Origin of the sequence: Vibrio sp. bablab_jr001 (assembly GCF_016464285.1) — a bacterium.
Taxonomy (GTDB): domain Bacteria; phylum Pseudomonadota; class Gammaproteobacteria; order Enterobacterales; family Vibrionaceae; genus Vibrio; species Vibrio fluvialis.
The window spans coordinates 318,685-340,194 of sequence record NZ_JACDWZ010000102.1 but is presented as its reverse complement, the minus strand read 5'-3'; the positions used below and the strand labels follow the sequence as shown (position 1 = coordinate 340,194).

18 protein-coding genes are annotated in these 21,510 nt (G+C 50.6%); 11 read left to right on the top strand and 7 right to left on the bottom strand.

The window, feature by feature from the left end:
- Together tssI and JIG40_RS19640 are read left to right on the top strand one after the other, a co-directional pair.
- Nucleotides 1–2,110: type VI secretion system tip protein TssI/VgrG (tssI, locus tag JIG40_RS19645; protein WP_199465907.1), on the top strand; the 2,110-nt coding region annotated here is incomplete at its 5' end.
- A gap of 5 nt (nt 2,111–2,115) precedes the next feature.
- On the top strand, nt 2,116–2,697 hold the full coding sequence (locus tag JIG40_RS19640) for a hypothetical protein (RefSeq protein ID WP_158152467.1): 582 nt from the start codon (nt 2,116–2,118) through the stop codon (nt 2,695–2,697).
- A gap of 100 nt (nt 2,698–2,797) precedes the next feature.
- On the opposite strand, the gene JIG40_RS19635 is transcribed toward JIG40_RS19640, so the two are convergent.
- A complete protein-coding gene (locus tag JIG40_RS19635; protein WP_024375407.1) occupies nt 2,798–3,064 on the bottom strand; it encodes a DUF3012 domain-containing protein in 267 nt (88 codons plus the stop codon).
- A 409-nt stretch (nt 3,065–3,473) separates the two neighbouring features.
- Here JIG40_RS19635 and rbsD point away from each other — a divergent pair, with 409 nt between their 5' ends.
- The 6 genes from rbsD (at nt 3,474) to JIG40_RS19605 (ending at nt 9,462) form a co-directional block, all read left to right on the top strand.
- A complete protein-coding gene (gene rbsD / locus JIG40_RS19630; protein WP_047462136.1) occupies nt 3,474–3,893 on the top strand; it encodes a D-ribose pyranase in 420 nt (139 codons plus the stop codon).
- A 31-nt stretch (nt 3,894–3,924) separates the two neighbouring features.
- A complete protein-coding gene (rbsA, locus tag JIG40_RS19625; RefSeq protein ID WP_032081818.1) occupies nt 3,925–5,430 on the top strand; it encodes a ribose ABC transporter ATP-binding protein RbsA in 1,506 nt (501 codons plus the stop codon).
- Complete coding sequence (rbsC, locus tag JIG40_RS19620) at nt 5,427–6,410, top strand: ribose ABC transporter permease (RefSeq protein WP_020329748.1); 984 nt, start codon at nt 5,427–5,429, stop codon at nt 6,408–6,410. The genes rbsA and rbsC overlap by 4 nt, the downstream gene beginning before the upstream one ends.
- A 61-nt stretch (nt 6,411–6,471) precedes the next feature.
- Nucleotides 6,472–7,350 (top strand): ribose ABC transporter substrate-binding protein RbsB, encoded by an 879-nt coding sequence (gene rbsB, locus JIG40_RS19615; protein ID WP_020329749.1) that lies wholly within the window; start codon nt 6,472–6,474, stop codon nt 7,348–7,350.
- A 173-nt stretch (nt 7,351–7,523) separates the two neighbouring features.
- Nucleotides 7,524–8,441, top strand: a complete 918-nt coding sequence (gene rbsK / locus JIG40_RS19610; protein WP_154182747.1) for a ribokinase — start codon at nt 7,524–7,526, stop codon at nt 8,439–8,441.
- 16 nt (nt 8,442–8,457) lie between these two features.
- Nucleotides 8,458–9,462 (top strand): substrate-binding domain-containing protein, encoded by a 1,005-nt coding sequence (locus JIG40_RS19605; RefSeq protein WP_020329751.1) that lies wholly within the window; start codon nt 8,458–8,460, stop codon nt 9,460–9,462.
- On the opposite strand, the gene JIG40_RS19600 is transcribed toward JIG40_RS19605, so the two are convergent.
- Complete coding sequence (locus tag JIG40_RS19600; protein ID WP_199465906.1) at nt 9,459–10,364, bottom strand: LysR family transcriptional regulator; 906 nt, start codon at nt 10,362–10,364, stop codon at nt 9,459–9,461. The two genes, JIG40_RS19605 and JIG40_RS19600, sit on opposite strands and share 4 nt — an antisense overlap.
- Nucleotides 10,365–10,471: 107 nt before the next feature.
- Here JIG40_RS19600 and xapA point away from each other — a divergent pair, with 107 nt between their 5' ends.
- Nucleotides 10,472–11,302 (top strand): xanthosine phosphorylase, encoded by an 831-nt coding sequence (gene xapA / locus JIG40_RS19595; RefSeq protein ID WP_171934567.1) that lies wholly within the window; start codon nt 10,472–10,474, stop codon nt 11,300–11,302.
- 86 nt (nt 11,303–11,388) lie between these two features.
- Here xapA and glpQ read toward each other — a convergent pair whose 3' ends face one another.
- The 3 genes from glpQ to JIG40_RS19580 form a co-directional block, all read right to left on the bottom strand.
- Nucleotides 11,389–12,444 carry a glycerophosphodiester phosphodiesterase gene (gene glpQ, locus JIG40_RS19590; RefSeq protein ID WP_172566600.1) on the bottom strand — a complete coding sequence of 352 codons (1,056 nt, stop codon included), beginning with the start codon at nt 12,442–12,444 and terminating at the stop codon, nt 11,389–11,391.
- Nucleotides 12,445–12,611: 167 nt separating this feature from the next.
- Nucleotides 12,612–13,982 (bottom strand): glycerol-3-phosphate transporter, encoded by a 1,371-nt coding sequence (glpT, locus tag JIG40_RS19585; RefSeq protein ID WP_020329755.1) that lies wholly within the window; start codon nt 13,980–13,982, stop codon nt 12,612–12,614.
- A 312-nt stretch (nt 13,983–14,294) separates the two neighbouring features.
- Nucleotides 14,295–15,536, bottom strand: coding sequence for a diguanylate cyclase (locus tag JIG40_RS19580; RefSeq protein WP_233926484.1), 1,242 nt, complete (start codon nt 15,534–15,536; stop codon nt 14,295–14,297).
- A 303-nt stretch (nt 15,537–15,839) separates the two neighbouring features.
- Here JIG40_RS19580 and JIG40_RS19575 point away from each other — a divergent pair, with 303 nt between their 5' ends.
- A complete protein-coding gene (locus JIG40_RS19575) occupies nt 15,840–17,387 on the top strand; it encodes a PAS domain-containing methyl-accepting chemotaxis protein (RefSeq protein WP_199465905.1) in 1,548 nt (515 codons plus the stop codon).
- A 70-nt stretch (nt 17,388–17,457) separates the two neighbouring features.
- Here the strand turns inward: JIG40_RS19575 and JIG40_RS19570 are convergent, their stop codons facing one another.
- Nucleotides 17,458–17,805, bottom strand: coding sequence for a DUF3316 domain-containing protein (locus tag JIG40_RS19570; RefSeq protein WP_199465904.1), 348 nt, complete (start codon nt 17,803–17,805; stop codon nt 17,458–17,460).
- 396 nt (nt 17,806–18,201) lie between these two features.
- Here JIG40_RS19570 and JIG40_RS19565 point away from each other — a divergent pair, with 396 nt between their 5' ends.
- Nucleotides 18,202–19,371 (top strand): lytic polysaccharide monooxygenase, encoded by a 1,170-nt coding sequence (locus JIG40_RS19565; RefSeq protein WP_199465903.1) that lies wholly within the window; start codon nt 18,202–18,204, stop codon nt 19,369–19,371.
- A gap of 48 nt (nt 19,372–19,419) precedes the next feature.
- On the opposite strand, the gene JIG40_RS19560 is transcribed toward JIG40_RS19565, so the two are convergent.
- A complete protein-coding gene (locus tag JIG40_RS19560) occupies nt 19,420–21,501 on the bottom strand; it encodes an ATP-binding protein (protein WP_244662699.1) in 2,082 nt (693 codons plus the stop codon).
- Nucleotides 21,502–21,510 lie beyond the last annotated feature (9 nt).

Below are 21,510 nucleotides of genomic sequence, written 5' to 3'. Positions count from 1 at the left end.
GCAAGCCAAACCTCAGGTTGATGGCCCGATGATTGCCACAGTCGTTGGCCCAGAAGGCGAAGAGATCTTCTGCGATGAACACGGCCGTGTAAAACTGCATTTTCCGTGGGATCGCTACTCCAACGGTGATGAGCACAGCTCGTGCTGGGTTCGAGTCTCGCAAGGCTGGGCGGGCAGTCAATATGGCATGATCGCCATTCCGCGCATCGGCCATGAAGTGATTGTGTCGTTTCTCAATGGCGACCCCGACCAACCGATTGTCACTGGCCGCACCTATCACACCACCAACACCGCGCCGTATGCACTACCGGACAACAAAACCAAAACCGTGCTGCGCACCGAAACCCATCAGGGGCAGGGCTACAACGAACTCAGTTTTGAAGACCAAGCAGGCAGTGAGCAAATTTACCTGCACGCTCAAAAGGATTTTGACGGACTGATTGAAAACGACCACACCAGCGTGATTAAGCACGACAAACACCTCACGGTGGAGAACGATCGCTTTACCCAAATCAAAAACAATCAACATCTGACGGTGGGTGGAGAAAGCCGCACTAAAATCGTGGCTGACAGTAGTGTTGAGATTGCTGGCGCTTCACAAAACAAAGTCGCTAAGCTGATTGCTGTGCAAACCGGGCGTGAAATCTCACTGAAAGGTGGCACCAAAATTGTGGTCGAAGCCGGTGCAGAGGTCACCTTAAAGGCAGGAGGAAGCTTTGTTAAGGTCGACGCTGGTGGCGTCCACCTTTCAGGATCCGCGATTAACCTTAACGCCGGGGGAAGTGCAGGCAGTGGGAGCAGTTATGGCGGCAAGTCGGCCCTGTTAGCGAAGGACCTTGTCAGTTTGGAATCGCCAGCAGAATTGCAACAGGCAGCGATTCAATCCACGCAAGTCTCTGGTGAGGCAAATGTCTTGACTGTGTCTGAACTGGTGGCTCCCGTCTTAGGCGAGGGCGCTCAACAGCAGAGCGCATCATCTCAGGCGGCATCGGGTTCAGCGGTAAGTTCAACTCAAGCTGAGTCGCAAGCGGAGAACGACGTTGAATCAACGAAAGAACCTAGATTGAAGTCTGATTTGTTGAAACCTTCCGAAACGCTCAATAAATTAGCAGACCGTGAAGTTGCTTCCTACAAAACGGGTTCAAAAGGTCAAGAAGTTGAATCGATTCAGAAAGCACTGATAAAACTGGGGTTTGATCTCGGTACCTACGGCGCAGATGGCAGTTTTGGCAGTACTACGGAACGTCAGGTCAAAATGTTCCAGCAAAGCTATACGCCGTCCCATTCGACGCATCCCGACTATAAAGTCGGCAAGGCTGATGGCATTGTAGGTCAAGGAACCTTGCTGGGCTTGGATGAAGCCCTGGTTGACGGGTGGGTTTGTGAGCTGATTACTAAAGGTATGTTGGACACTGTTTGTCCAGGTTCGGGAAACGATCAGAGCTTATTGGCAGCATTAAATAAATATTGCCCATTGTACGAAATCGATACGCCTGTTCGAATTAGCCACTTTCTCGCTCAGGTTGCCCATGAAAGTGGCTGCTTTAGTAGTCTCGTTGAAGGCAGCAACTATCAACATATGGCAGCAAAAATTAAATTTGCAAAGTATAGAGCTTACGTAAATTCATTGAAACCTGGATCAGTAAATCGATTTTTACGAGAAGATAATCCGTCAAGATGCAAGCAACCAGATCTATTTAACTTTGTCTATTCAGATAGCAATGGGAATGGTGATGAACGCTCAGGGGATGGGCACAAATATCGAGGTAGAGGACTGATTCAGATTACAGGTAAAGGAAAGTATGAAAAGTTCACGACTACGCACAACGCTAAAAGTACAGATGATCTTCGAGATTTTTCAACGATGCCAGAGTTAGTGTCGGATAATATTGATTATGCTGTAGAATCTGCATGCATGTATTGGCGAAATTGGGGTGCTTTATCTAAGAAGTTTAATGCGAATGGAGACATCAATGTTCTGATAGATAATGCTCCTGATGATATAAAGTTGGTAAGCCAAGCTGTAAATGGTGGAAATTACGGAAGTTCTAATGGATTAGAGGACCGTATGAACAAGTTTGATAAATTAAAAGTTTATTTTGGATTGTGAATATTATGAGATATTTATTGCTTTTTATGTCGTTTTTTTCGCCTCTAGTTTTTTCTCAATCTAGTGAAAAAAGTGTTCATAGTTTGATCCAATCATCTTATTTGGAAACAGAAAACGAAAAGATATCGTCATTTAAACACAATGACTTTGAAATTTCTTTCGAGAAAAATAGTTTTATCAAAAACGAAGAAGGATTGAATAACGAATCTTTGTCAGTTTTCTACGTTATCGATGGGAAGCAATCTCTCCTATTTCGTCAAGAAGAGTTTAATCCTTATGGACAGAGCGCGTTAGTGCTTACATGTAAAAGTGATGACAAGACAGTTTTGTTTGTTCAAACGAGATTTTCTAGCTCTAGTAATATATATCCTTGGTATATTCAATTTACTCCATATATATATAAATATATGAATGGAAAATTCGAAAGAGATGAGATCAAAGAAAATAAATACTTTTACGGTGATGATTATTTCAATCGCTTAATCATTGACGATGAACCGCCAAAAGTTAATTACCCTTATTATGATGAAAAAAGGGTTTATAAAAGACTTTTTGAAACCCAAGTATGCAATGATTTCGACGACTAAGAATTCCTCCTAAATCTGCAGAAGATCGAAGATCCAGAGTGACTCACTCCCAAAAAATCAGGCCACTCGGCCTGATTTTTTATTACAGAATGATCTGAACTTATTGAAAGATGCAGTGCTTGGCGTAGGAGGTGGCTTCGTTTGCGGTCCAGTCGCCTTTTGGTTTGGCATCCATACTTTCACACCATTGTGGTGTTCCGATCTCTTCCTGGAACAAGCAGTGCTTCGCGAAATCGACGGCGTTTTGCGCGCTCCATTCATTCTTTGGCTTTTCACGCATATCCTGACACCAGCCCGCGCTGCCGACCTCATTTTCACACGCGGTGAGGGCGAGTGCGCTTAGCATGACCAGTGCAATTTTCTTCATCATAAACAATCCTTTTCCGCTGCAAGTGCTTAATGCGCGCCACTATACCCAAATTGGTTGAAGCTTTGTTAAATCTAGGCCAAATATCTGCGCTCGACCAGACTTTATCGGATGGAACAATGGCGCACTTAAATGCATGTGAGTGCTTATAGGGCAACCGATGTCGCACCACTGTTGGCGACTAAAGAATGGCCTTGATGATAGAAAACTCAGTGATCACTCTCACCCTTTGCAGGCGTTGTGAATCGATTTCGGAGATCGAACTCACACTCTGATTTTTACCTTAGTGCAAATCAACAAACTTGCGTTAGGATTTCATCGAAACGTTTCGATGAGTGTTTTTTCTTACTTTTCTGCCCCAGAAAATACTCGGAAAAATTCGAACGTGAGCGAACACGAAGGTAAAACGATGAAAAAAAGTACTCTACTCAACGCCGACCTCTCTTACCTGGTCGCGACGCTTGGTCATACCGATGAAATCACCATTTGTGATGCGGGTTTACCGATTGCTGATGAAACACAACGTATTGATTTAGCACTGACCCATGGTGTTCCAAGTTTTATGGACACCGTGCGCGTGATTTTGTCGGAATCACAAATTGAAGGTGTGGTGATGGCGGAAGAATTTGCCAAAGTCAGCCCGGAACTGCACGCGGCGTTGATTAACGAGCTGAAAACGGAAGAAGCACGTTGCAACAAATCCATCGCCATCGCTTACGTCTCTCACGAAGAGTTCAAAGCTCGTACTCATTACAGTCGCGCTGTAGTGAGAACCGGAGAATGCACGCCTTACGCAAACGTGATTTTCCAAGCTGGGGTGGTGTTTTAACGCCGCTCTTAAACTCGATTGAGGACTGACTATGACTCAACCAATTCTGGCTCTCAGCAACATTGAAAAAGCGTTTCCGGGCGTGAAGGCGCTGGATAAAGCGAGCCTGAACGTCTACCCGGGACGCGTGATGGCGTTGATGGGCGAAAACGGCGCAGGCAAGTCGACGCTGATGAAAGTGCTGACAGGCATCTACACCAAAGATGCAGGCAGCATCGAGTATCAGGGCCAGCCAACCAGCTTTAAAGGTCCGCGTGATTCGCAACATGCGGGCATCAGTATCATTCACCAAGAGCTGAACCTGATCCCGGAACTGACGATTGCTGAAAACATCTTCTTGGGACGCGAGAAAACCAGCGCGATGGGACGCATTCTCTGGTCGCAGATGTATGCCGAAGCCGACAAACTGCTGGCGCGTCTGAATGTCAAACACAGTTCAAAAACTCTGCTCGGCGATTTAAGTCTCGGCGAGCAACAGATGGTGGAAATCGCCAAAGCGCTGTCGTTTGAATCCAAAGTCATCATCATGGATGAACCAACGGACGCGCTGACTGACACCGAAACCGAATCACTGTTTAACGTGATCAATGAATTGCGCGCGCAAGGTTGCGGCATCGTTTACATCTCGCATCGTCTGAAAGAGATCTTTGAGATTTGTGATGACATCACAGTGCTGCGTGATGGCAAATTTATTGGCCAGTGCCGCGTGGCAGATACCAATGAAGATGGCCTGATCGAAATGATGGTTGGCCGCAAACTGGAAGAGCAGTACCCGCGAGTGGAAGTTAAGCACGGCGATGTCTGTCTGGAAGTGATTGGTCTGACGGGTTCGGGCGTCCACGATGTCAGCTTTACGCTCAAACGCGGTGAGATTCTAGGTATCTCCGGGCTGATGGGCGCAGGCCGCACGGAGCTGATGAAAGTGATTTATGGCGCGCTGCCTTCTGAACGCGGCGTGATCAACCTCAATAACAAAACCATTAATCCGGTAAGCCCGCAGGACGGACTGGCGAATGGCATAGCGTATATCTCGGAAGACCGCAAAGGCGATGGCTTGATCCTCGGTTTGTCGGTGAAAGAGAACATGTCGCTGTGCGCGCTCGATCAACTGACCAAAGGCGTACAAATTCAGCACAGCGATGAAGTGATGGCGGTAGAAGATTTCATTCAGCTGTTCAACATCAAAACGCCAAGTCGCGACCAGATCATCGGCAACCTTTCTGGCGGTAACCAACAGAAAGTGGCAATCGCCAAAGGACTGATGACTCGTCCTAAGGTGCTGATTCTGGATGAACCGACCCGCGGTGTGGACGTCGGTGCGAAGAAAGAAATCTACCAACTGATCAACAAATTTAAAGCCGATGGCATGAGCATCATTTTGGTGTCTTCTGAAATGCCGGAAGTGCTAGGCATGAGCGATCGTATTCTGGTGATGCACGAAGGCCGCATCAGCGGAGAATTTGATGCTAAAGATGCCAACCAAGAAAATCTACTGGCGTGTGCCGTTGGCAAAACGCTGAACGAGGAAGCAGCATGAGTACTAAGACCATGACGAAACCAACCCCAACAGGCGGCAGAAAGCTGCTGAGCAAAGAGTGGCTGATTGAACAAAAATCATTGATCGCACTGCTGTTTTTGATAGTCGTCGTATCATTCTTGAACCCGAATTTTTTTACAGTCGATAACCTGTTGAACATTCTGCGTCAGACATCAGTAAACGCGATCATCGCCGTGGGTATGACGCTGGTTATCCTGACCGCAGGCATCGATCTGAGCGTGGGCTCGGTATTGGCGTTGTGTGGCGCGTTTGCTGCCAGCCTGATTGCGATGGAAGTACCAGTGTTAGTGGCAGTGCCTACCGCGCTGCTGGCGGGCGCGGTACTTGGTGGTATCAGTGGCATCATCATTGCCAAAGGGAAAGTGCAGGCGTTTATCGCCACGCTGGTCACCATGACTTTGCTGCGCGGTGTCACCATGGTGTACACCGATGGCCGACCAATTTCGACCGGTTTTACCGATACCGCTGATGCCTTTGCCTGGTTTGGTACAGGTTATGCGCTCGGTATTCCTGTACCCGTTTGGCTGATGGTGGTGGTGTTTGCGGCGGCTTGGTATCTGCTGAACCACACGCGCTTTGGCCGCTATGTGTATGCGCTGGGTGGAAACGAATCAGCGACGCGTTTGTCCGGTATTAACGTGGATCGCGTCAAGATTGGTGTGTACGCCATCTGTGGTCTGCTCTCAGCACTGGCTGGCATCATCGTGACTTCACGTCTCTCTTCTGCGCAACCTACGGCGGGGATGGGATACGAACTGGATGCGATCGCGGCCGTAGTACTGGGCGGCACCAGCTTAATGGGCGGTAAAGGTCGCATCATGGGCACCCTGATTGGTGCGCTGATTATCGGCTTCCTGAATAACGCATTGAACCTGCTCGATGTGTCTTCTTACTACCAGATGATTGCAAAAGCCGTCGTGATTTTGCTCGCGGTACTGGTAGACAACAAAAACAAGTAAACAGTGAAACCACCGGGTTCAGGATTCCTGACCCGGTCCCCTACAATAAAGGACGATGAACATGAAAAAACTCGCAACTTTGATTTCCGCTGCGCTGCTGTCTACCACCGTTTCTGTGTCAGCACAGGCACAGGACACGATGGCAATCGTGCTGTCGACGCTGAACAACCCATTTTTTGTGACCATGAAAGACGGCGCTGAAGCGAAAGCGAAAGAGCTGGGTTACAACCTGATCGTACTCGATTCGCAAAACGACCCAAGCAAAGAACTGTCAAACGTGGAAGATTTGACCGTACGTGGCGTGAAAGCGATTCTGATCAACCCAACCGATTCTGACGCGGTATCAAACGCAATTCGCATCGCCAACAACGCTAAGATTCCGGTGCTGACTTTGGACCGTGGTGCAAGCCGTGGCGAAGTGGTGAGCCACATTGCTTCTGACAACGTGGTGGGCGGCGAAATGGCGGGTCACTTCATCATGGAAAAAGTGGGTGAAAAAGCCAAAGTTATCCAACTGGAAGGCATTGCGGGTACTTCTGCGGCGCGTGAGCGCGGCGAAGGTTTCATGAATGCCGTTAAAGGCAGCGAAATGCAACTACTTGCCAGCCAACCTGCGGATTTCGACCGTACTAAAGGTCTGAACGTAATGGAAAACCTGCTGGCTGCGAACCCAGATGTTCAAGCTGTATTTGCTCAAAACGATGAGATGGCGCTGGGCGCACTGCGCGCAGTTCAGGCATCAGGCAAAAACGTGGTTATCGTTGGCTTTGACGGCACGGATGACGGCATCGCAGCTGTAAAACGTGGCAAGCTGGCGGCAACCGTGGCACAGCAACCGGATATGATCGGTGCGCTGGGTGTAGAAACCGCTGACCAGATGCTGAAAGGCGAAAAAGTGGACGAGTACATTCCTGTACCACTGAAAATCATCTCTGAATAAGCGAGACTCTCTGCTCTCTCCGGCAGGCTCCGGAGAGAGCAGTTCCTACCGAAACTGATAGTGACGGTAGGGCAGGATGAGACAGCTTTGACGCTTTACGTCCCTGAGTGAGGCGTCAAATCTCTCTGAATTTCCTATCACATTGTATTCCATTCAAACTGAGGATAACCCTTATGAACAAGTTGGTGGTATTAGGTAGTGTCAATGCTGACCATGTTCTTCAAGTGCCTTCATTTCCTCGCCCAGGCGAGACGCTGCACGGTCGCAATTACCAAGTTATCCCAGGTGGCAAAGGCGCCAATCAGGCGGTCGCCGCCGCACGTTTAAAAGCGGATATCGGCTTTATTGCCTGCGTCGGCGACGACTCATTTGGCATCAATATTCGTGAAAGTTTTAAGCTTGATGGCATGAACATCAGCGGTGTGAAAATGCAGCCGAACTGCCCGACAGGCATCGCGATGATCCAGGTCTCGGACAGCGGTGAAAACAGCATTTGTATTTCTGCCGAAGCCAACGCCAGACTGACCGCCGAAGCGATTGAACCGGATCTTGCCCGCATTCGCGAAGCTAAGTATCTGTTGATGCAGCTTGAAACGCCGATTGACGGCATCGTCAAAGCCGCACAGGTCGCCAAAGAAGCACGCACGAACGTGATTCTTAACCCTGCGCCAGCGCGTGAACTGCCGGATGAGTTGTTAAGCTGTGTGGATGTCATCACGCCCAATGAAACCGAAGCGGAAGTGCTGACGGGCATTACGGTTACCGATGATGCGTCTGCGCAATTGGCGGCGGATGCACTGCATCGCAAAGGGATTGAAATTGTCATGATCACGCTGGGTGCAAAAGGCGTGTGGCTGAGCCAGAATGGCCGTGGCGCGTTGATCCCGGGTTTCCGCGTTCAGGCAACGGACACGACCGCAGCGGGTGATACCTTTAATGGGGCGCTGGTCACTGGTTTGTTAGAAGAAATGCCTCTAGAATCAGCGATTAAGTTTGCTCATGCGGCGGCAGCCATTTCGGTCACTCGTTTTGGTGCCCAGACTTCCATTCCAAACCGGGCGGAAGTGGACGCGTTTTTGGCCAATCATTAATCAAGGAGACAATGACATGGCAACCATGAAGGATATTGCACGACTCGCCGGGGTTTCGACCTCGACCGTCAGCCATGTCATTAACAAGACCCGTTTTGTCAGTGATGAAATCGCCGAGCGGGTCAACAAAGCCGCGCAAGACCTGAACTATGCGCCGTCTGCACTGGCGCGTAGCCTTAAAATGAACCGCACCAAAACCATCGGTATGTTGGTGACAACCTCCACCAACCCGTTTTTCGGCGAAGTCGTGAAAGGGGTGGAGCGCAGCTGTTATCACCAGGGTTACAACCTCATTTTGTGTAACACCGAAGGCGACCATGAACGCATGAAATCCTCCATCAATACGCTGCTGCAAAAACGTGTCGACGGGGTGATTTTGATGTGTTCCACGCTGGCGGGCGAGCGTATCGACATGTTCGAGCGCTATCCGGATATTCCGGTGGTAGTAATGGACTGGGGTCCGATGCTGTTTGCCAGCGACAAGATTCAGGATAACTCACTGCAGGGCGGCTATATGGCGACCAAGCATCTGATTGAGTGCGGCCATAAAGAGATTGGTTGTATCACCGGCCCGCTGATTCGCCAGCAGGCGCAAATGCGTTATGAAGGCTACAAACGTGCCATTCTTGAAGCCGGGCTGGAGATCAATCCGAAATGGATTGTCGAAGCCGACTTTGAATGCGAGGGCGGTTATGAAGCGATGAACAAAATGATCGAACGTGGCGCGCTTCCGAGTGCAATTTTTGTCAGCAACGACATGATGGCGATGGGCGCGATCAATGCAGCAAACGAACACGGTCTGAGTATTCCTCAAGATGTCTCGCTCATTGGCTATGATGACATCCACATCGCAAAATTTATGTCACCCGCTTTGACCACCATTCACCAGCCGAAATATCGCCTCGGCAAAGCGGCGGTGGAAACACTGCTGAAAAAACTCGACAAAGAGACCAACGAAGCACAAGTGGTGCAGCTGGAGCCGACGCTGGTGGTGAGAAAGAGCGTCAAAACCCTCAACTAACCTTTCTGTAATGCCTGACTAAGCTGGTTCAGCAGCGTGTTGGTCAGGCTGTGCGACGCTTTGGTGTACAGCGCGCAGATATCGGCGCGAATCGTCTCTTTCAACGCAACAAAACGCACGTGCGGCCAGGCCAGATTAGCGTAACTGGCTGGCACAATTGACAGCAGCCCACGGGTGGAAATCACCGCCAGCAGAGTATTGGGTTCGACCACTTCCTGCAAAATCGTCATCTCAAATCCCGCTTGTTGGCAGTGCTGGCGAATCAGTGCGGTCGAAGCAGAATTTTCCTGGCGAAGCATCACAAATTCCGTGTCACGCAACTCCTGCAAGGAGAGCTGTTTACGGGACGCCAAAGGGTGTTGTGCGGGCAGCGCTACCACCATTTTCTCCTGATACAAACTGCGCGCCTGGAGCGGCGCTATCTGGGTCGTGTCGGCAAAACGCACCAGACCGATATCGATTTGGTGTTGCATCAGTGCCTGTTTTTGTTTCTCCGGCGACAGCTCCAGCAGATTGAGCGTCAGGGATGGATTGGCCTGTTGCAACTGATGCAGCGCATCGCCAAACCCAGCCCAGAAAATCGAACTCATCAAACCCAGGTTCAAGGTCGCTTGCTCTTCGCGCGCGCTTTGCGTTACTCGATTGAGCGATGTTTCCAGCACGTCAAAAATGCGTTCACACTCCTGACTGAGTTGTTTGCCTGCCGTGGTTAAGCGCACATTGCGCGTATCGCGTTCAAACAGCACCACGCCCAAAGCGTGCTCCAGCTCTTTAATCTGCGCGCTGAGTGGTGATTTGGTGATATTGAGTTGTTCTGCGGCCTGACTGAACTGCTGACACTGTGCGACCTGATGAAAATAGCGCAGCATTTTCAGCGTAATACGTTGGCTGAGAGTAGACATAGTGGCTCTTTAATTGTGCTGGATAATCACATAATTATGCCAAATTTTGAGATTTTGTCAGCACAGTGATTGCGCTAGAGTGAAGCAAATAACATAACGAGGTGAACATCATGTCCGATCCGGTTAATCAAGCTCTGGAAACTATCTACGCGCGCAAGCCTGGCTTTAAGCCTCAGGCCGCTTTTATTCTTGGCTCTGGTCTTGGCGTTATCGCTGATGAGTTGGAAGACAAGGTGGCTATCCCTTACGAGGAGTTAGCCGGATTCCCGGTCAGCACTGTGGAAGGCCACTCTGGTGAACTGGTATTGGGCACTCTGTTTGGTATCGAAGTCGTGTGCATGAAAGGCCGTGGTCACTACTACGAACACCAGAGCATGAAAGTGATGACCAATCCGGTGCGTACCTTTAAACGCCTTGGCTGTGAATTCATGCTGGTGACCAACGCAGCAGGTTCACTGCGACCGGAACGCATTGATGTGGGTTCGCTGGTGGTGTTTACTGATCACATCAATACCATGCCGGAATCGCCGATGACGGGTCCGAATGATGACGCGTACGGTCCGCGCTTCTTTAGCCTTGCCAATGCTTACGACAAAACACTGCGTGAAGAAACGCTGGCGGTGGCTAAGGCGCAGAACATCCACCTCAACGAGGGCATTTTTGTCTCCTACACTGGCCCGAACTTTGAGACCGCCGCGGAAATCCGCATGATGCAAATCATCGGCGGCGACGTGGTCGGTATGTCGGTGGTGCCGGAAGTGATCTCGGCTGCGCATTGCGGATTGCCAGTGCTGGCGGTGTGCGCCATCACCAACATGGCGGAAGGGCTGGGCGATGTAGAACTGTCTCACGAGCAGACACTGCGCTGCGCAAAACTGGCGGAGAAAGACTTCATCACGTTGATCAAATCCTTTATGCGCCATCATTATGCCGCGTAACAATCGCAGATAGCGTGAAAACGAAAAGGGACGATCCATGATCGTCCCTTTTTAGTTATCCATTTTTATATTCAGCGCAACGTCGGTTACTGATGATTCAGGAACGACACCGCTTTGTCCGGGAAGTCGGTAAACAGGCCATCGACTTTTACTTGGTTGTAGAACACATCCAGCATGCCATCGAAGTTTTCCGCATACGGCGCGATGCGGCCTTTGTCGGCGCGGAAGGTGTAAGGATGCACCACCAGACCGGCGGCTTTGGCTTCACCCATCAACGGCTTGATGATGATGTTGTCTTTGGTGCTCTTGTCGTCAACCAGCATCGGTTTCCAAGGGCCGATGCCATCGGCGTATTGCGCGACTTTCTTCATGCCACCCGGCTCAAACATCCAGTCGTAGCTGTAAGGCATTGCTGTGTCGCCTTGATAGGTCATGGTTTCATTCCAGTCGGTGTAGGCCATCAACTGTACCAGATTGAGATCCATCTTCATGGAAGGTAGCAGCTCATCGTGAATGCGTTTCAGCTCGTTGGCATCAAAACATTGCAGGTAGACTTTGTCTTCTTTGCTGTCGTAGCCGTACTGTTTCAGCACGTCCAACACCGCTTTAGAAATGTCTTTGCCCTCATGGCGATGAAACCACGGCGCTTTGATTTCAGGATAGATACCGATGTCATAACCGAGCGATTTGTTCAGTCCCTGAATCAGCTCAATCTCTTCAGCAAAGGTTGGTACGGTAAAGGTTGATTTCCACATCGGGAAACGGTCGGGGAAACCGGCCACTTTGTTGCCTTTGTCATCGATGTTGAACCCTTCGGTCACGCGCAGGCTTTTGATTTCCGCCAGTGTAAAGTCGATGGCGTAGTAACGGCCATCAGCACGTGCGCGGCCAGGGAAACGCTCGGCAACGTCGGTCACGCGATCGAGGTAGTGATCGTGCAGAACCACTAACTGGTCATCCTTGGTCATCACCACGTCTTGCTCGATGTAATCCGGTTTCATGCCATAGGCCAGCGCTTTGGCTTCCAGCGTGTGCTCCGGCAGGTAACCCGATGCGCCGCGGTGGGCAATCACCAATGGATTGGCAGATACGCTCGCGCTGCAAGCCAGAGAGAGCAGAGAAAGGGTCAGAATCTTTTTCATGTGGAATCCTTGTGTTTTGCAGGGCGTGGTTAGAAAAAATCGCGCTCTGAATCGGGGGAAGAGCGCGATGAATGGGGGAGTAAACCACACCTAAATGGAGACATTGTGACAATCTGAAAACGGGCGTTATCGGAGGATCTGCCCGTTTTCAGTGTGGGTCGCGGGAATTATGCGACCGCTTGTTTGGCTTCTTTATCGGCTTTCGCTTTGTGGTGCGCTCGTTCGCCAATCAATGCGTAAATCAGACACACGATGGCGGTAATACAAGAACCAACCAGAATGATGAAACCGCCGTCCCAACCGAAGTGGTCTACGGTGTAACCCAGAATCGCGTTCGCTGCTACAGCGCCGCCCAGGTAACCAAACAGACCGGTCAGGCCAGCCGCAGTCCCTGCTGCTTTCTTCGGAGCCAGTTCCAGCGCGTACAGACCAATCAGCATAACCGGGCCGTAAATCAGGAAGCCGATCGCAACCAGTGCTGCCATGTCAATCGCTGGGTTGCCAGCCGGGTTGAACCAGTAAACGAGAACGGCCAGCAGAACCAGTACCATGAACAGAATGCCCGCAGGTGCACGGCGACCTTTGAATACTTTATCCGAGATCCAACCACACAGCAGTGTGCCCGGAATGCCAGCCCACTCGTACAGGAAGTACGCCCAAGACGATTTATCAACGGTGAATTCCTTCGCTTCACGCAGGTATACCGGCGCCCAGTCCAGCACGCCGTAACGGATCAGGTAAACGAACGCGTTGGCAATCGCAATAGACCACAACAGCTTGTTAGAGAACACGTACTTAAAGAAGATCTCTTTGGCCGTCATCTCTTTTTCGTGTGAGGTGTCGTAGTCGTCCGGGTAATCGTTTTTGTACTCTTCGATTGGTGGCAGACCACACGATTGCGGTGTATCACGCATGGTGATCCAGATGAAGATTGCAACCAGAACCGCGAAGAAGGCAGGCACGTAGAATGCAGTGCGCCAGTCGTCGTTGAACATCCACAAACCCAGCAGGAAGATAGGACCGATCAGACCGCCGCCGACGTTGTGCGCAACGTTCCATACTGAAACGATTTCACCACGCTCTTTGCGCGACCACCAGTGCACCATGGTTCGCCCACAGGCTGGCCAACCCATGCCCTGGAACCAACCGTTCAGGAACAACAGGATGAACATGGCCGTGATGCTGCCGGTTGCCCATGGCATAAAGCCAAAGCAGAACATGACCAGCGCAGAGCAAAGCAGGCCTGCACTGAGGAAATAACGTGGGTTGGAACGGTCAGACACGCTGCCCATTAAGAATTTAGATAAGCCGTAAGCGATCGAAACCGCAGCCAGTGCGACACCGAGATCGCCGCGGCTGTAGCCTTGCTCGATCAGATATGGCATCGCCAAGCTGAAGTTCTTACGAACCAGATAGTAACCTGCATAGCCTACAAAAATACCGATAAAAAGTTGCCAGCGTAGACGTGTATAAGCGCTCTCAACCCGATCCGGCGACAGCCGTTCGATGTGAGCTTGTGGTTTGAAAATCCCAAACATTGGTGACCTCATTTGTTTTGCGATGGTTTTTAAGTGCGAACGAGAAAAAGTTTGTTTCGTTCGAAATTTCGTGGATTGTTGTTCGAACGTATACTTATTTCTGTGATAAATGTTGCATGTGAATTAATTTGAACATAAAAACAAATGATTAGATTGCAAATTTATGGGGTTACTTCAAAGTTTTGCACCAAAATCGTGTTTTAGATAACACTGATAAATGTTTGTTTTTGTTCGAAAAGGCGTAGTAGAAAAGCGGGTATTTGCTTAAAAATACCCATTCGAAAGTGTGAGGACGGGATAAACGGTGAAAAACTATTCGATGACGAAACCGCCTTTGCCACTGCTTTTGGCTTTGTACATGGCCGCATCGGCACGCGCCAGCCAGGTTTCTTCACTCAGATGTTGGGTGTGATCGAGCAGTGTCGCGCCAATGCTGCAACTGCAGGGGATGCAATGGCCTTCAATCTCGACGCTGGCGGGCAGCCGTTCCTGAATGCGCTGACAGATTTCCTGCATGTTGACGAGTGGGTCTTCCAGTTCCGTCAGAATGATGGTGAATTCATCACCCGCCAAGCGCGAAACGAAATCCTGCGGACGAATGGCATCTTGTAGCACCCGGGCGAAGATCTTCAGTAAGCCGTCGCCGATGTGGTGGCCGTAGCGATCGTTCGCTAATTTGAGGCCATCCAGATCAATAAACAACAGTGCTGAGCCTTGTTGTTTGTACTTAAGCACGTTGGCGAGCGATTTCATAAAAAAGCTACGGTTAGGCAGACCCGTAAGCGAATCATGATAAGCCTTGAACTCCAAGCTGCTCTGAAACGCCCGCAACTCGGTGACATCCTGACCGAAAATATAAAACCCACCCTGATGCATCTCATCCGGCACCAGTTTGAGATGCAGCACGCGTAATTCGTTGGTGAAAAACAAGGTATTGTCGAAGGTGACGGTTTCACCCTGACGAGCTCGTTCGATATAAGGCGCGCTGCGCGCAAATGCTTCTTCGCCGATCAGATTTTCGATCGTACGGCCAATCACTTCATTCAGTGTGGTATGGAAGTATTCTTCGTAGGTTTTGTTGGCGTACAGATAGCGGTTCTGAGCGTCGATCTGAGCGATCAGGACGGGCAGGCTGTCGACAATGGCATTGAGGTGCACATTCATGCGTGGATTGAGCTGTCGGTTGAGACTGATGTCTTCAATCACAAACGATACGTGAGTTTTGGCGTTTTTATCCAGCAGGCTGGCCTTGATGATGCACCAACTTAAAGTGTCAGCACTGAAGGCGTGCTTGACCTCAAAAATGTGCATATGCTGTTTACCCTGCAATAGATCATCGATGACCTCTGCGACGCTGATTGGCAATGCGGGATTCATAATCGCCCCGATGTCCTGCTGCTCATTGGCCCGCGTGATTTGAGAAAAGCGCTGATTGGCAATTTCAATCTGACCCTTAAGATCCGTGATAGCAATACCTGCGGGTGATTGGTCAAAGTAACACTGTTTCAGCTCATTCATCGGCACATCCTGAATTTGATGTTGTTCTTTCGGCATAAGTTCGTGGGCGTGAAAGCCCGTTGTGTTTGTTTTTATTCTTGTTCTGTTTACGTGACTGAGTCGGTTTAAGTTTAATCCATTTATTCTGCGGACCGCTGCCTCGGATTCGTTGTTTCGCTTTTTCTCAGTTTAGCGTGATGATTTCAACGTCAAATATGTAAACCTTGCATTATTTGTTTCATAAATGAGATAAATTTCGCAGCTTATTGATAGAATTGATGCGTATCAAAGTGACCATAAAGTGAGCATGCTAAAAGTCTCTCCTCAACTAAATTCATATTAATTAAGAGCTTGCTCAGCATGGCCGCGACCGAGAATAAAGATTATCCGGAGAATATCAGTTTTATCTCTACCACCCAGCCTTCCAGCCATATCACTTACGCCAACGAAGCTTTCTGCGATGTTGCAGAGTATGAACTTGATGAGATGTTGGCTCAGCCGCACAACATGGTTCGTCACCCTGAAATGCCCAAAGCTGCGTTTGAGCAGTTATGGCAGTATCTCAATCAGGGAAAAAGCTGGATGGGGATTGTGAAAAACCGTTGCAAAGGCCCCAGGCACTATTGGGTGTCGGCGTTTGTCACACCGATAAAAGATGCGCAGGGTAACATCGTTGAGCATCAATCGGTGCGCTCCAAACCAAGCAAAGAACAAGTCGCGCGCGCGGAGGCGCTGTACGCCAAACTCAATCAGGGGCAAGCCGTCACGGTGCGTCGCTGGCCGATGATGCGCATAATGCAAGGCGCAGTGCTGTCAGGCACGCTCATCAGCGCGGGCTGGATGTGGCAACAGCAGGCGTGGTTGCTGGGTAGCCTAGTGGTGCTGATGCAAATGATCACGCTGGCTGGAATGAGCTACTTACATCGGCGTCATGCTCAGCTGTATAAACTGGCCAGCGAAGCTTACAGTAATCCGCTGATGGAAAAAGTGTATACCGGCTATTGCGATGAATGTTCGCCCGTCGAGCTGGCGCTGATGATGCGTAAGGCGGAGCTGCGTGCGGTGGTTGCACGCAGCAGCGAAACGTCCGGACAAATCCTGAAAGAGGCGCAGCGTGAATTCGACAATATGCGTGGAATCGAACAGGCATTGGCCCAGCAACAGCAGGAAACGGAACTCGTGGCCACCGCAGTGGAAGAGCTGACCTATTCGATCAACGACATCGCCCAGAGTGCGTCGGCCGCGTCACAACTAACTGAAATTGCCCAGAGCGATTCGTTGTGTGGTCTGGAGCGGATTCGTGCCACGGTGGCTCAGGTAAACGCACTGGACAGTGAATTGGCGCAGAGTCAGAAGGTTCTGACCACACTGGCTCAGCACAGTCAGCAGGTGGAAACCATTCTGGAAGTGATCACTGCCATTTCTGAGCAAACCAATTTGCTGGCGCTGAACGCTGCTATTGAAGCGGCGCGTGCCGGAGAGTCGGGGCGTGGTTTTGCGGTGGTGGCTGATGAAGTGCGCAAACTGGCGGCCAAAACCGGGGATTCAACCAGTGAAATTCATGCCATGATTGCGGAGTTGCAATCGCTCGCGACACAGGCGGTCTCTTCGATGCAACGCGGTTCGGAACTCTCGCTGCAATGCAAACAAACGGCGGATTCAACTGGCGGTGTGATTCAGGATATTGCGGCCAAGCTCGGTCAGGTGACCCATGAAAGCCAGCAGATTGCAGCCGCGGTGGAGCAGCAGGCGAGTGCGACGCGCGAAATTACTGCCAATGCCGTCAATATTAAGACGTTAACCGAGAAAAATTCATTTGCGGCGTCTTCTTCAGTGCAGCGCACGCAACATCTGGTGCACAACTTAGAACAGTTGCAGCGCCTGATTCATCAGTTTGAACGACATTAAGCCGCTTCGATTGCGGCAATAACAGAAAGGCAACAGGGTGAGATCTCCGCTCACCCTGTTGATCGAGAGATTAGCTGTTTTTGCTTTCACGAACGGTGTACTGGTAATCGACATCGACCACCGCGCGGTACTGAACCCGACCATCCGGTTTGGCAAAGGGTTCGACTTTCACTTCCGCATCTTTCACCTTCATACTGTTTTGTACCAGTTTGGTATCAAACACATTGAGCTCATTGGCCAGCTCGTTTGAAGGCATTTTTTTCAGTTCGCTCACTTTCGCGAAACCGGCATCATACGCTTGTTGTTTCGATGCATACGCATCCGTGGTTAGCGTGGTTTCCTGTTGGGTGGTGCCCATTGACGCAAATGCACCAGCACTAAGGGTCATAGTCGTTAAGATAACAAGTGCTTTCTTCATAACTTTTCTCCTGTTGTTGTGCGACATGCACAGTTTCATATTACGCAACCTTCTGTAAAGAGTCCGTCAGCCCAAGTAAAGCTTGCGATAGGTTTTGTCGGGGATTTCTGACAATCCATGATTTGGTGGTGGATTCTCTAACACTGTTAATTGACTGACCAAAGATTGAACGCCGTTTGACGTTTGTCCGACATACGAAAATTTGAAGTGACTCGAAGGGAAATGTGATGATACGAAAACTGGCGGCTGGCTTTGGAAACGGCTCGTCAGTTTGACGATTGAATGGCGTGAAAACCCCACCTTGCGCGCCGTGAAAAGATAAATCCTTGCTAGCTTTGTGGAGCAAAAGCGGTTTTGTACGCCTTGCTTCTCAATGTCAGTTAAAAAGGATAAATCATGAATAAAGTGTTGCAGTTTAGTGCGTCAAGCGCACTGATCATCGGGAGTGTTGCCTCGTTTCAGGTGGCCGCTCATGGCTGGGTGGAATACCCAAGTGCCCGCCAGAATACCTGTTATCAGGATGGAGGCTTTTGGGACAATACGATTCCGAACGCTGCCTGTCAGGCTGCGTTTGATGAATCCGGTGCCTTTCCGTTTGTACAGCGAAATGAAATTTCAGCCAACGTGCCTAACTATCAGGATATGGCACATGTGCAAGCCATCGTGCGCGATGGTTCATTGTGTTCGGCTGCTGACAGTGCCAAATCTGGCTTAAACATTCCGTCACCCTATTGGCAGAAAACCGCCATTACGCTGGATGCGAATCAGCAGATTGAACTGGTGTTCAACGCCACCGCGCCGCACAGCCCATCATACTGGCAGTTCTATTTGACGAAGCCGGAATACAATCACGCTGCGCCGCTCACGTGGGCGGATCTGGAACTGATCGATACCGCAGGTAATGTCGCGGTAGGCGAAGATAAAAAGTATCGTATTGCAGTAACGTTCCCCGTTGGGCGCAGTGGCGATGCCGTGTTGTATACCCGTTGGCAGCGTGAAGATGCGGCTGGTGAAGGGTTTTACAACTGCAGTGATATCTCCTTTGATGGCGGCGCAGGGCCAACAGACCCCACCGATCCCACGCAACCCGTCGACCTGACGGCGCTGGGTTACTTTATTGCGCAGGGATTTGGCCCGGTCGAATCGGGTGATACCGTGCGTTTTCGCACCTTTGATGCCAATGGTAATGAACAGTCAGACATCAACCTTGCTATTTCTGCCAATAACAGCTCGACCTGGTCGGCAGAACTGGCGGGACAGTTTAATCAATTGACTAACGGGACTTGGTATATCGGCATCTGGCATGAAGAGATGGGGCATTACATGTTCGATACCAGTAACCTGTTTGCAAACCAAGTTTTCGCGCCGAATGCGACCTTCAGCTATCAGCTATCCCTGATCAAAGGTGAAACGACTCCGCCGACCGGACCTGACAACGCATGGAGCAGCGACACTATCTATAATGCGGGCGATGTGGTCAGCCACAATGGCCGCGAATGGACTGCGCAATGGTGGACGCAAGGTGACGAACCGGGCACTACCGGCGAGTGGGGAGTGTGGCGTTAGGTGTTGGATTCAACAAGAAAATAAAAAAGAGGCGGCATCGCCTCTTTTTTATTGTGCGAGGTTGCTGGTTTCGGCGCTGGCGCTCAGCGTCACTTCGAATGTCATGCCGCCTTCCGGATTGTTCATCGCGCGAATGGTGCCTTGCATATCACGTACGCTGTTGGCGGTGATGGAAAGCCCCAACCCCAGGCCTTCCCCCATTTTTTTGCTGGTCTGGAACGGCTCAAAGATGGTGGTCAGCTTGTCTTCATCAATACCGCAGCCGTTGTCACGCACGCGAATCATCACTTTGCCGGCTTCAGCCGAGGCGCTGATGATCAGTTTCGCTTCCGGTTGATCCTGCATCGCATCCAGCGCGTTGGTGACGAGATTGCCCAGCACCTGCCTGAGGCGCTGCTCCTCTCCGCGAACCAAGGGGAGCTCGGATGACATACGCACCCGCACATCCACACGATCGAGGCGCGCCTGATGAACGCGCAAAATTTCCTGCAACGCATCGGGAATTGATACTGGCGTCAGTGTTTCCGGGCGGTTAAAGGCAAAAGACTTTAACTGCGTAGTCATATTCGCCATCCTATCGATCAGTGTGTGTACCAGCTTCATGTTGGCTTGCGCGAGCTGGGTTTCTCCGCGTGCCAGCAGCAATTCATTGCTCGACAAGAGGGTGCGCAGCCCGGTCAGCGGCTGGTTGAGCTCATGGGTGATCGCACTCGACATGCGGCCCAGTGCTGCCATTTTGCTGGCATCAATCAGTTCCTGCTGCGCTGACTTCAGCTCAGCGGTGCGCTCTTCGACCCGATGTTGCAACTCTTGGTTCGCCGTTTGCAGCGCAATTTCGGCTTTCTTACGCTTACTGATGTCGAGGATCGTCACCAGATAGTGGCGCTTGTCTTTCCATTGCACAGAGGTGAGAGAGAACAAAATCGGGAACAAACTGCCATCGCTGCGCCGCGCCATGGTTTCCACGGAGGTAATGTCGGCCAGTTCCTGATTCCGCGCCAAGTTTTCTAGCAGCAAAGGAATGGTGGCGTTGGGGTTACCAATATCAAACAGCTCCCAGGCGCGCACGTTTTTCACCATCAACTCTGACAGGCTGAAATAGCGCTTAGCCATCGGGTTGATCTCTTCAATCCGGCCAGATTCATCGAGCAGCAGCAGCCCGACGTGAGTCTTCTGAATCATGTTGCGCTGGCGCCGCTCTGACTCCTGCACGATCTCCTGCAACTTACGCTGACTGATCTGTTTCTGGTACTGCTCGTAGCGCAACGTACCCAGTAAGATCAGCAGCAGTACGGCAACCACACAACTCATGCTGATCCAGTTGACTGTCTGATAGAGCGATTTCATCGGCGTCAGATAGGTCAGCGTCCAGTTCAAATCATCCAGCGTGACCGATTGAGCCAGATACGGATCTGACTGCAAATTCCACAGCACCAAACGGGTACCGTTGTACAAATGAATCGGCTGTGCGGCGTTGGTGATGTGCGGATGGGCATTGAGCCAGTCGGCGTTGTATTGCGGGCTGCTGGAGAGAAAGTATTGGCCGCTGGCGTTTTGAAACAGGATCAGTTCATCATTGGCAAACCATTGGTCGGCCAGCACGCTGAGATCAATTTGCACCGCTACAATGCCGACAATATCAAGATCGATGTAAATCGGCGCGGCGAGGAAATAGATCGGCGTTGCGCCAATCGCTTTGGTCACAATGGAAATCCCTTCGCGCTGCTCGTGAATTTTGGCCACGATCGCATCGCCGTCATGAGTATTCCAGTTCTCCGCATCTTTACTGGAAACCAACACGTCGCCGCTGGACGAAAGTACGTACCAGCCTTTGGTGTTGGCGGCTTTGTCGAGTTTGCCCAGCGTCGCCTGCATGTCATCCATGACGGAAGTATCACCGCTCAGCAGTTGTTGGCTGATCAGCTCATTGGTGATGAGATAGGGCAAATGATAAAAGCGGCGCAGCGTTTTGCGCACATCGCCGATGTAGTCCAGCAGACGCTGCTCACCGTGACTTTGTGCCTGCTCCAGCTGCCACTGCTTGACGATGTTGGTCGATGCCGACTTAACGCCCAAAATCAGCAATAGAGCGAGCATCGCCAAACCAAACTTTTTCTGCGCTAACGTCATGTATGAAAC

Coding starts and splice junctions, on each gene's coding strand:
- JIG40_RS19640 (WP_158152467.1), top strand. CDS start 2,116: ATGAGATATTTATTGCTTTTTATGTCGTTTTTTTCGCCTCTAGTTTTT.
- JIG40_RS19635 (WP_024375407.1), bottom strand. CDS start 3,064: ATGAAGAAAATTGCACTGGTCATGCTAAGCGCACTCGCCCTCACCGCG.
- rbsD (WP_047462136.1), top strand. CDS start 3,474: ATGAAAAAAAGTACTCTACTCAACGCCGACCTCTCTTACCTGGTCGCG.
- rbsA (WP_032081818.1), top strand. CDS start 3,925: ATGACTCAACCAATTCTGGCTCTCAGCAACATTGAAAAAGCGTTTCCG.
- rbsC (WP_020329748.1), top strand. CDS start 5,427: ATGAGTACTAAGACCATGACGAAACCAACCCCAACAGGCGGCAGAAAG.
- rbsB (WP_020329749.1), top strand. CDS start 6,472: ATGAAAAAACTCGCAACTTTGATTTCCGCTGCGCTGCTGTCTACCACC.
- rbsK (WP_154182747.1), top strand. CDS start 7,524: ATGAACAAGTTGGTGGTATTAGGTAGTGTCAATGCTGACCATGTTCTT.
- JIG40_RS19605 (WP_020329751.1), top strand. CDS start 8,458: ATGGCAACCATGAAGGATATTGCACGACTCGCCGGGGTTTCGACCTCG.
- JIG40_RS19600 (WP_199465906.1), bottom strand. CDS start 10,364: ATGTCTACTCTCAGCCAACGTATTACGCTGAAAATGCTGCGCTATTTT.
- glpQ (WP_172566600.1), bottom strand. CDS start 12,444: ATGAAAAAGATTCTGACCCTTTCTCTGCTCTCTCTGGCTTGCAGCGCG.
- glpT (WP_020329755.1), bottom strand. CDS start 13,982: ATGTTTGGGATTTTCAAACCACAAGCTCACATCGAACGGCTGTCGCCG.
- JIG40_RS19580 (WP_233926484.1), bottom strand. CDS start 15,536: ATGCCGAAAGAACAACATCAAATTCAGGATGTGCCGATGAATGAGCTG.
- JIG40_RS19575 (WP_199465905.1), top strand. CDS start 15,840: ATGGCCGCGACCGAGAATAAAGATTATCCGGAGAATATCAGTTTTATC.
- JIG40_RS19570 (WP_199465904.1), bottom strand. CDS start 17,805: ATGAAGAAAGCACTTGTTATCTTAACGACTATGACCCTTAGTGCTGGT.
- JIG40_RS19565 (WP_199465903.1), top strand. CDS start 18,202: ATGAATAAAGTGTTGCAGTTTAGTGCGTCAAGCGCACTGATCATCGGG.
- JIG40_RS19560 (WP_244662699.1), bottom strand. CDS start 21,501: ATGACGTTAGCGCAGAAAAAGTTTGGTTTGGCGATGCTCGCTCTATTG.